Origin of the sequence: Nocardiopsis sp. CNR-923, assembly GCF_001942255.1 — a bacterium.
Lineage (GTDB): Bacteria > Actinomycetota > Actinomycetes > Streptosporangiales > Streptosporangiaceae > Nocardiopsis.
On the sequence record NZ_MKKC01000103.1, the window covers coordinates 21,713 to 29,698 of the forward strand.

Annotated in this window: 12 protein-coding genes; 7 read left to right on the forward strand and 5 right to left on the reverse strand. The window is 72.1% G+C overall.

What is annotated here, in order from left to right; translation table 11 throughout:
• Window positions 1-17 precede the first annotated feature (17 nt).
• Both BJF83_RS18455 and BJF83_RS18460 read right to left on the reverse strand, forming a co-directional pair.
• Window positions 18-602, reverse strand: a complete 585-nt coding sequence (locus tag BJF83_RS18455; protein WP_075927297.1) for a GNAT family N-acetyltransferase — start codon at window positions 600-602, stop codon at window positions 18-20.
• A gap of 231 nt (window positions 603-833) precedes the next feature.
• Entirely contained in the window at window positions 834-1,208 is a 375-nt protein-coding gene (locus BJF83_RS18460) for a cupin domain-containing protein (protein ID WP_075927298.1), read from the reverse strand.
• 77 nt (window positions 1,209-1,285) lie between these two features.
• Between BJF83_RS18460 and BJF83_RS18465 the strand changes: the two genes are divergently transcribed.
• A complete protein-coding gene (locus BJF83_RS18465) occupies window positions 1,286-1,570 on the forward strand; it encodes a hypothetical protein (protein WP_075927299.1) in 285 nt (94 codons plus the stop codon).
• On the forward strand, window positions 1,564-1,749 hold the full coding sequence (locus tag BJF83_RS18470) for a hypothetical protein (RefSeq protein ID WP_262391665.1): 186 nt from the start codon (window positions 1,564-1,566) through the stop codon (window positions 1,747-1,749). Before BJF83_RS18465 ends, BJF83_RS18470 begins: the two co-directional genes overlap by 7 nt.
• Before the next feature lie 245 nt (window positions 1,750-1,994).
• Here the strand turns inward: BJF83_RS18470 and BJF83_RS18475 are convergent, their stop codons facing one another.
• Both BJF83_RS18475 and BJF83_RS18480 read right to left on the reverse strand, forming a co-directional pair.
• A complete protein-coding gene (locus BJF83_RS18475) occupies window positions 1,995-2,513 on the reverse strand; it encodes a hypothetical protein (protein WP_075927301.1) in 519 nt (172 codons plus the stop codon).
• 297 nt (window positions 2,514-2,810) lie between these two features.
• Window positions 2,811-3,335, reverse strand: a complete 525-nt coding sequence (locus BJF83_RS18480; protein WP_075927302.1) for an ATP-binding protein — start codon at window positions 3,333-3,335, stop codon at window positions 2,811-2,813.
• A gap of 187 nt (window positions 3,336-3,522) precedes the next feature.
• Here BJF83_RS18480 and BJF83_RS18485 point away from each other — a divergent pair, with 187 nt between their 5' ends.
• Window positions 3,523-4,329: a helix-turn-helix transcriptional regulator gene (locus BJF83_RS18485; RefSeq protein WP_075927303.1), complete on the forward strand. Its 807-nt coding sequence runs from the start codon at window positions 3,523-3,525 to the stop codon at window positions 4,327-4,329.
• Window positions 4,269-4,499, forward strand: coding sequence for a DUF397 domain-containing protein (locus BJF83_RS18490; protein WP_187347181.1), 231 nt, complete (start codon window positions 4,269-4,271; stop codon window positions 4,497-4,499). Before BJF83_RS18485 ends, BJF83_RS18490 begins: the two co-directional genes overlap by 61 nt.
• Here the strand turns inward: BJF83_RS18490 and BJF83_RS18495 are convergent.
• Window positions 4,496-5,392, reverse strand: a complete 897-nt coding sequence (locus BJF83_RS18495) for a helix-turn-helix domain-containing protein (protein WP_075927305.1) — start codon at window positions 5,390-5,392, stop codon at window positions 4,496-4,498. The two genes, BJF83_RS18490 and BJF83_RS18495, sit on opposite strands and share 4 nt — an antisense overlap.
• Window positions 5,393-5,573: 181 nt before the next feature.
• Between BJF83_RS18495 and BJF83_RS18500 the strand changes: the two genes are divergently transcribed.
• From BJF83_RS18500 to BJF83_RS18510, 3 genes are all read left to right on the forward strand, one after another.
• Window positions 5,574-6,344 (forward strand): SDR family oxidoreductase, encoded by a 771-nt coding sequence (locus BJF83_RS18500; RefSeq protein ID WP_075927306.1) that lies wholly within the window; start codon window positions 5,574-5,576, stop codon window positions 6,342-6,344.
• A 428-nt stretch (window positions 6,345-6,772) separates the two neighbouring features.
• Window positions 6,773-7,219: a hypothetical protein gene (locus tag BJF83_RS27975; protein ID WP_075927307.1), complete on the forward strand. Its 447-nt coding sequence runs from the start codon at window positions 6,773-6,775 to the stop codon at window positions 7,217-7,219.
• Complete coding sequence (locus BJF83_RS18510; RefSeq protein ID WP_075927308.1) at window positions 7,219-7,716, forward strand: ATP-binding protein; 498 nt, start codon at window positions 7,219-7,221, stop codon at window positions 7,714-7,716. The genes BJF83_RS27975 and BJF83_RS18510 overlap by 1 nt, the downstream gene beginning before the upstream one ends.
• Window positions 7,717-7,986 lie beyond the last annotated feature (270 nt).

Consider the following 7,986-nt stretch of genomic DNA (forward strand, 5'->3'; position numbering starts at 1 on the left):
GGCGGAAAACCCGGGCGTCAGCCGGACCGGGCGGCGCGGAGGTCGGCGTACTCGTGGGCGAGGATCGACATGAGAACGGCGTCGTGCCACGCGCCGTCCCAGTACAGGTGATCGCGCCACACGCCCTCGCGGACGAACCCGGACCGTTCGTAGGACTTCTGGGCGTTGCCGTTGAAGTCGAACACCTGGAGCGCCACCCGGTGCAGGCCCGCGACGGTGAAGGCGTACTCCAGGACGAGGTCGGTGGCCTCCGTGCCGTAGCCCTGACCGGTGAACGCCATGTCGTTGAGGGCGACGCGGTAGTCCGCGCCGCCGTTGTCCGCGTCGAGGTCGAGGAGCGCGCAGTCGCCGACGCAGACGCCGTCCTCGTTCCGGAGGATCACCCAGTCGGCGCGGTCGGCGTGCTCGGGCCGGGAGGCGGCCCACGCGCGGACCTCTTCCTCGGTGAAACGCCGGTGGGTGCCGGTCAGGCGCCGCACCTCGGGGTCCGGGTCGACGACGGCGCGGACGAGGTGTTCCCCCGTCCGCGCGTCGACCGGTTCGAGTCGGACCCGGTCACCGGTGAGGACGGGCTGGTCACGGAAGACGTCGGCGGGCACCATGCCCGAATCCAATCACGGGCGAGTTGCGCGGCCAACCGGTTTTCCCGCGGCCCCCGGTGGTCGGCCGGGAGCCCGTGTCGGTCCGTTCGGGGCGCCCCGCCGGGACCACCGAACGGTTCCGGGAGCGGACCGACGACGGCCGGGAGTTCCCCCGCTGCCGTGCGCCGACGCGCCGTGCCCGCACCAGGGCGATCCGGGCACGACCACGGCCGGGGTTCGGCCGCGCGTCGGTCACTCGGCGGGCGGCGGTGTGAACGGCTCGCCCTGGCCCATGTGCGCCCGCGCGCCCACGGGGAGCGCGACGACCGCCTCGAACGGGTCGCCGTGCGGGTTGGCCAGGGCGAACCGGGTCCGCGCTGGAACGATGACCGCGTCCCCCGCCGTGATCGCGTGGTCGACGCCGTCGAGCGTGGCCACGGCGGCCCCGGAGACCGCGACCAGCACCTCCTCGCGGTCGAACCAGTGCTCGGCCCCAGGCGCGCCGGGGTGGACGCGCGTGCGCCAGACGCAGGTCTCCTCGGCGCCACGGCTGGGCGCGGCCAGACCGGTGAAGGTGGCGTGCGGCAGGCTGAACGTCGGGGCGGAGGCCCCGGAGATGATCGGCATGTGAACTCCTCAACCTCAGTTGTACAACCATAGTTGTAGAATAGACCGCGCGACCGCGTCAACCCCTGGAGGCACGGATGGATCTCAGCGACGACCTCGGCGCCCGGCTCGGCCTGGCCTTCCAGCAGATGGCGCACGAACTGCACGCCCACCTGGCGGAGGCCGGGTTCACGGACCTGCGCCAGAGTTTCGGCTTCGCGTTCAAACTGCTCGCCCGGGAGCGGCTGACCATCGGCCAACTGGCCGAGCGGATGGGCGTCACCCACCAGGCGCGGCGAAGACGGTCGAGGAGATGGTCGCCGCGGGCTACGTCGAGCGGGTGCCGGATCCCACGGACGGCCGGGTCCGGCGGCTGGTGCTGACCGAGCGGTGCCGCGCGCTCATGGCCAGCGCCCACGCGTTCCACCAGGAGTTCGAGCGCCAGCTCACCGAACGCCTCGGGCCCGGCGACGTCGCCGCCGCACGGGCGGTCCTCGACGCGATCGCGGCCCGGAGCGAGTCCCGGGACGGCCTCGAACGCGCGCTCCCGCCGCTGGCGTAGCCGCCGGTCGTCCCGTGCCGTCGCTAACCGCTACCGTCCCCATGAGCGATCTCACCCTTCCCCCGATGCTGGACGACCTCAGCAGGACCGGCTGCGACCAGGGCCTGGACCTGGAGGTGTACCCGGAGTTCGAGCCCCGTGACGGGACCGCGCGGAGTTCCCGGACTTCCAGGCGCACATCGACGCCCAGTGCCGTGAGGGAGCGCACCCGGGGCCGAGGCGCTCGCCCCGGCCCCGGGCCCGGCTCAGCGCGACGCGCCCTCGAAGACGTCCTCGGCCCACGCGGCGACCCGGTCGGAGAGCTCCCCGTCGCCGTCCAGGACGTGCCACGCGAACACGTCGCGCTCGTGCGCCAGGACCTCGGCCTCCCACACGCAGGGGGCCAGGCCCGCGCGCGCCGGTCGCAGGAGGTCGGGACGTTCGGCGGGGCCGGTGAAGATCCCTAGGTCGGACAGGTTGCCCTCGATCCAGGTGTGGACGAGGACGTAGTCGCCGTCCCCGCCCGCGTGCACGATGAGGACGGCCAGTCCGAGGGATCCGCGGGCGGCGCCGAGGGCCAGGTGGCCCTCGGCGATCCGCACCGCCTCGGCCTCGTCCTGCTCGGTCACGGTGCGCCCTGGCGCCTCCAGGGCGTAGACCTTGACGAGATGCCCGCTGATCTCCCGGCAGTCCAGGGGGTGGACGTCGCGTTCGTGGTGGTCCTCAGCCAGGGCGAGGAGTGCGTTCGCGTCGACTGCTGCGGGTAGGCCCGCGTGTTCGCTCATCCGGTCATTATGCGCAAGCGTGCCGTCAGTGCGCCCTCCGGTACCGCCCGGGCGCCGGAGGACGGCTGATCGCCCCGGGGAAGCGCACGTTCGCGGACGACGTGGTCCAACCGCTCCAGCCCGACGTCTTCCCTGCCCTTTCCACGCGGATCGGCTTGCGCCACGTCGTCCTTGGGACACCGCCGTCGCACGCGGAATCGACCGGCTGACCGGCGGCCACCGCCCGGAGGGGGTGAGTCGCCGCCTGGCGCACGCGGGCCCCGCCCGCCCCTCCCCCGGCAGGGGCGGGCGGAAGGCCTACGCGACGGGCGGGAGCCGGGGGGCGGTGTCGCGCTCGATGAGGGCGCGGACGGTCAGGGGTCCGCCCGCCGTGCCGCTCCAGTCCCAGTACGCGCAGAGGGCGTCGACGAGCCGGAGCCCGAAGCCACCGCCCCTCAGCGAGTCGCCCTCCTCGATGCGCGGCACCGGAATGGTCGGGCCGGGGCGGGGTCCGTCGTCGGCGACGGTCAGGACGAAGGCGTACGGGCGGCGCTCGACCACGACCGTGGTCGTGCCGCCCGGGTCGCCGGACCGCGTGTGCCGCTGGGCGTTGGTCACGAGCTCGCTGACCGCCGTGACCAGGGGGAAGGCGGCGTTCCGCGTGGTGCGGGCGATCTGATGGGCCCAGACGCGCGCGACACGGACGTGGCTCGGGTCGCGCCCGAGGACGATCCCGCACCGGTCGGGGTCGGGGAACCGCAACCGCCGAGGCGGGGGGACGGACGTCTTTCGCTGAACGGGAATCCCGGTCGGAGACGCCCACGGCGGCGTAGCCTCGTTCATGTTCGTACCTGTGGTCGTGAGAAGTGCGGGTGTGGACCGAGTCCCGGGGCCGTTGAAGCGACCGCCGGGACTTCCTCGTTCCCCAGGCTGTGGCACCGGCCGAACGCGACGGAAGCGGTTCTACGAGGTGGCGGTGATCTGGGAAGTTCTGTATGTGCGTGTACGCGTCCGCTGACAAGCTGTACGCATGGACGAGCCCCGGAAGTCGGAGTGGGTCAGGTTCGGTCAACGCGTGAAGCGGCTTCGCAAACAGCAGGGGCTTTCGCTCAACGAGGTCGCGAAGGGGACCGGCTGGTCCGCGTCCTACCTCGGCAAGATCGAGAACGCGACGAGAACCCCGAACGGGGACGTGGTGACCGCCCTTGACCGTGCGCTGCGTACGAACGGCGCACTGCTCCGCGACTGGGGGGACGTCCTCAAGGCGAAGGCGGAGCCCAAGTGGTATCGGCAGTCCCGTGACTACGACAAGCGCGCCAGCGAGATCCGCATCTTCCACCCGCTGGTCGTGCCGGGCTTCTTCCAGACCTCTGATTACGCGCGGCTGCTCATCTCCCAGGCGGTTCCAGGCGTGTCGGAGGAGCGGATCCAGAACGTCGTCGACACCCGAGCATCATGGCGCGCGGATCTGAATACGGACGCCGGTCTGATCCTCAATGTCGTCCTGACCGAACTGGCCCTTACTCAACCGATCTCACCTGAGATCATGAGAGCACAGCTTGACCGGCTGACCCGGGAGTCCGAAGAAGTCAACGTCACAGTGCAGGTCCTTCAGACGGGAGTGCCTGACCTAGCATGGCTCAGAGGAGCATTCAGGTTGATCTACGGCGAAGACGGGCAACCCGTTCTCTGTGTGGAACAGGCGGTCGGGGAATCCCTCACCGATGACGCCCGTGAGATCCGCGACCTGGAGGCGGTTTTCAGCAAGCTCCAGGCATGGGCGCTTCCCCCGGACGCCTCGGTGCGGAAGTTGAAGGAAATGAGGCAGGCACTGTGAACAGCTGGCACAAATCGAGCTACAGCGCTGGTGAACAAAGCTGCGTGGAGATCAACGAGACCCCCCGGACCGTCCTGATCCGGGACACCCAGAACAGGGAAGTGGGACACCTCGCGTTCAGCGCCAGAGAGTGGACCTCCCTCGTCGACACCCTCAAGTCACACGGTTAACCTTCGCGGCGCGAGGGGCGGCTCGGCTCAGCTGCCGCCCCTTCCACCTCGTCCTCGGCGGAGAACTCCTGCACCCCGATGACGGACAGCAGCTCCAGCTGGTCGACCGCAGGAGTCCCCGGCTGGGCGCTGAACCACAGCAGCCGCTGTCGGCCGTCCTCGCTTTGCAGGTTCTGGCAGTCGAGTTCGACCACACCGAGCGTCGGGTGCACGATCCGCTTGCTGTCCACTCGGCGCACGGCGACGTCCCCGGTGTCCCAGAGCGCCGCGAACTCCGCACTGCGTCGGCGCAGTGACGCGATCATCCGCGTCGTCTCGGGGTCCCGGCCGTGCCGGGCGACCGCCGCGCGCAGGTCGGCGACGAACACCTGGGAGTGGTGGGGGTGGTCGGCCTCGGGATAGATCCTCCGGCTGTCCGGGTCGGTGAACCAGCGGTAGGCGAAGCTGGCCCCGGGCCCGCGCCCGAGGGGAGCCGCGCCGAGGAGGGCCCGCGCCAACCGGTTCTGGAACAGGACCTCGTGCAGGTCGGTGATGACCATGGCGGGCGTGGACTCCAGCCGGTCCAGCAGACGCAGCATGCCCGGCTCCACGTGCGCGGTGGACCCGTGTTCGGCGGGCACGGGACGGCCCGCGAGGCGGAACGCGTAGTCGCGCTCGTCGTGGGTCAGGCGCAGCGCACGGGCCAGCGCCGCGAGCATCTGCGCGGACGGCTGCGCGCCGCGGCCCCGCTCCAGTTCCGTGTAGTAGTCCACCGACGCGCCGGCGAGCAGCGCCACCTCGTCGCGGCGCAGTCCGGGCACGCGCCGACGGGGGCCGGGGTTCAGCCCGGCGTCGGCGGGTCGGATCCGGTCGCGGCGGGACTTCAGGAAGGCGCCGAGCTCTACGAGGTCCATACCCTCCATTCTCGCTCGTGCACGGCGGCTGAGGCAGGGGACGCCGACCCCAGGGTGAGCGCCCGTCTGGCTGCCCCACGGCGCCGGGCCGACGGTGGGAGGGAGCCGCCGGACCCGGCCAGGGCCGCGACGGCGATTCCGACACCCGCGCGGGCCCCGTCCGGCGCACGAAGGAGCCACCGTGTCCACTTCCTCCACCACCGACTCGAACGGCGACGCCGACACCGGCAGGGTCGCCGTGGTCACCGGCGGATCGCGCGGCATCGGCCGCGAGACCGCGACCCGCCTCGCCCGCGACGGATGCGCCGTCGTCGTGAACTACGCCAACGGCAGGGAGGCCGCCGCGTCCGTCGTCGACGAGATCGTCGCCGCGGGCGGCCGGGCGGTCTCCGTGCGGGCGGACGTGGCGGACGAGACGGCCGCCGCCGCGCTGTTCGACACCGCCGAGTCGGAGTTCGGCGGCGTCGACGTGGTCGTCCACGCGGCGGGCCGGATGCTGCTCGCGCCGATCGCCGAACTCGACCTGGCCGACCTGGACGCCGTGCACCGCACCAACATCCGTGGAACGTTCGTGATCGCCCAGCAGGCGGCCCGCCGGGTCCGCGACGGGGGCGCCGTCATCACCTTCTCCTCCTCGGTGGTCGGCCTCGCCTTCCCCGGCTACGGCGCGTACGGCGCCGCCAAGGGAGCCGTGGAGGCGCTCACCCTGATCCTGGCCCGGGAGCTGCGCGGCCGAAGGATCACCGCCAACAGCGTCGCCCCCGGACCCACCGCCACCGGCCTGTTCCTCGAAGGCAAGGACGAGGAGACGATCGCGCGCCTGGCCGCCCAGCCCCCGCTGGAGCGGCTGGGGACGCCGACCGACATCGCCGAGGTCGTCTCCTTCCTCGCCTCGCCCGGCGGGCACTGGGTCAACGGCCAGGTCGTGCGCGCCAACGGAGGGATCATCTGAGGAGAGCGGCCGAGGCGTTGGCCCCGGAACGGATCGGCGACGCGCACGACGTCAACGTGCCGGGGCCCACGTGAGCCGCCGGGTTCCGGTCGAGGTTCGGGGGCACTCCTTCACGGCGGTCTCCGCGTAGATCCTCGTGCGGACCTGGGCGCAGCGCTCTCGGAACGGGCCCCTCTTTCCGGGCAAACAGAGCTATTCAATCAATAGCGACAATTCACCCTGGTTCTTTTCTCCACCCACCCTGAACTGCCACGACCGACAACCTGGTTCTCCCCGCCGATTTTTCTCATCGAATCGCTCCCCCTCCCACCCTCCACCCCCCTAACATTCTTTCGGAACACACCCGCACACACAAAAGACCCCGCGACGTTACAAGCGTCCGGGGCCGTGGCCAGCAACACAACACTTTTAACCAAAGGATTGCCGACATGGGCTATTCTATCCGCGCCCTCCTGCGCGAAACCCTCCGGGCCCTCCTCGCCCCCGCGCGCGGACGCCACTCCGCCGCCGTCCGCCGCCGCTCCACCCGGGTCCGCCGCTACGCGCCACTGCCCGCCCCTGAGCGGGCCATCGCCCAGACGAAGGCCCCCGCCCAGACGCCGCGTCCCGCTCCCCGGTCGACGCCGCCGCCCGCCCCGATTCCGGCCGGGGACGTCGCCCTGGTCCGCGGCTACTACCGGGCCTTCGAACGCGAGATGGAGCACCGCCAGGCCGAGGCCCGCGCCCGGCTCGGCCGCTGGACCGCCAAGCCCTCGACCGTCCCGGTGCGCGTCCCCCAACCCAGGCCGGTCCCGCCGGGCGACCTCCTCGCACCCGTCCCGGAAGCCGTCCTGACCCTGGACCGCCGTGCGGACCGGACGGCGGTGGCGGTCTGATGCCCGAGCGCACCGAGCAAGCCCGACCGCTGGTGTTCTGGGAGCACCGCGCCTACCCCGGCCGACTGGAGCGGTTGGGCGGAGTCCGCACGGACCTCGCGGCCGACCTGGTCGGGTTCGATCCGGACCTGGTCGCGACCGTGGAACTGGTGACCAGCGAACTGTTCGCGAACTGCGTCAAGTACACGGACTCGGGCGGCGTCGGCGGGGAGGTCATCCGGGGCCTGTCCATGCCCCGTGCGGGAGAACTGCGGGTCTTCCTCAGCGACTGGGGAGGCCGGGGCGGCGTCCCGCGCGTCCCGAAGGAGCGGAGCGAGGACGAGTGGGGGTGGGCGGAGGGCCAACGCGGACTGCTGCTGGTCGAGAAGCTGTCCACGGCCTGGGGACACTTCCGGCTCGCCCCGTGGGGCGACCTGGGGACGCACGTCTGGGCGGCGTTCGCGGTCCGGCCCGGCGCCGCTCCGGCGGGGCTGCGTCCGTTCGTGTTCGCCGACTGACCGGCGAGCCCCGAGGCGAACCGGGGCCGGGGATCGACGCCGGAGACGCACCTGTGCCCGTGGCTCCCGCCTGGCCCGCGGCGGTGCGGCCCGGTGCCCGAGACGGGGTCATCGACTGGGCAAGCACGACCCCGCACCGACACGTGGCCGGATCCGGACTGGCCTTCGCCCCTGGTCAGGCACGGGCGTACGCTCGTGTGCGGACCGGCCACCGCCCGAGCCTCCGCGGGCGCCGCCCGACCCGAGCCAGCCGCCCCGCAGCTCCGAACG

Coding starts and splice junctions, on each gene's coding strand:
- BJF83_RS18455 (WP_075927297.1), bottom strand. CDS start 602: ATGGTGCCCGCCGACGTCTTCCGTGACCAGCCCGTCCTCACCGGTGAC.
- BJF83_RS18460 (WP_075927298.1), bottom strand. CDS start 1,208: ATGCCGATCATCTCCGGGGCCTCCGCCCCGACGTTCAGCCTGCCGCAC.
- BJF83_RS18465 (WP_075927299.1), top strand. CDS start 1,286: ATGGATCTCAGCGACGACCTCGGCGCCCGGCTCGGCCTGGCCTTCCAG.
- BJF83_RS18475 (WP_075927301.1), bottom strand. CDS start 2,513: ATGAGCGAACACGCGGGCCTACCCGCAGCAGTCGACGCGAACGCACTC.
- BJF83_RS18480 (WP_075927302.1), bottom strand. CDS start 3,335: ATGAACGAGGCTACGCCGCCGTGGGCGTCTCCGACCGGGATTCCCGTT.
- BJF83_RS18485 (WP_075927303.1), top strand. CDS start 3,523: ATGGACGAGCCCCGGAAGTCGGAGTGGGTCAGGTTCGGTCAACGCGTG.
- BJF83_RS18490 (WP_187347181.1), top strand. CDS start 4,269: ATGGGCGCTTCCCCCGGACGCCTCGGTGCGGAAGTTGAAGGAAATGAG.
- BJF83_RS18495 (WP_075927305.1), bottom strand. CDS start 5,392: ATGGACCTCGTAGAGCTCGGCGCCTTCCTGAAGTCCCGCCGCGACCGG.
- BJF83_RS27975 (WP_075927307.1), top strand. CDS start 6,773: ATGGGCTATTCTATCCGCGCCCTCCTGCGCGAAACCCTCCGGGCCCTC.
- BJF83_RS18510 (WP_075927308.1), top strand. CDS start 7,219: ATGCCCGAGCGCACCGAGCAAGCCCGACCGCTGGTGTTCTGGGAGCAC.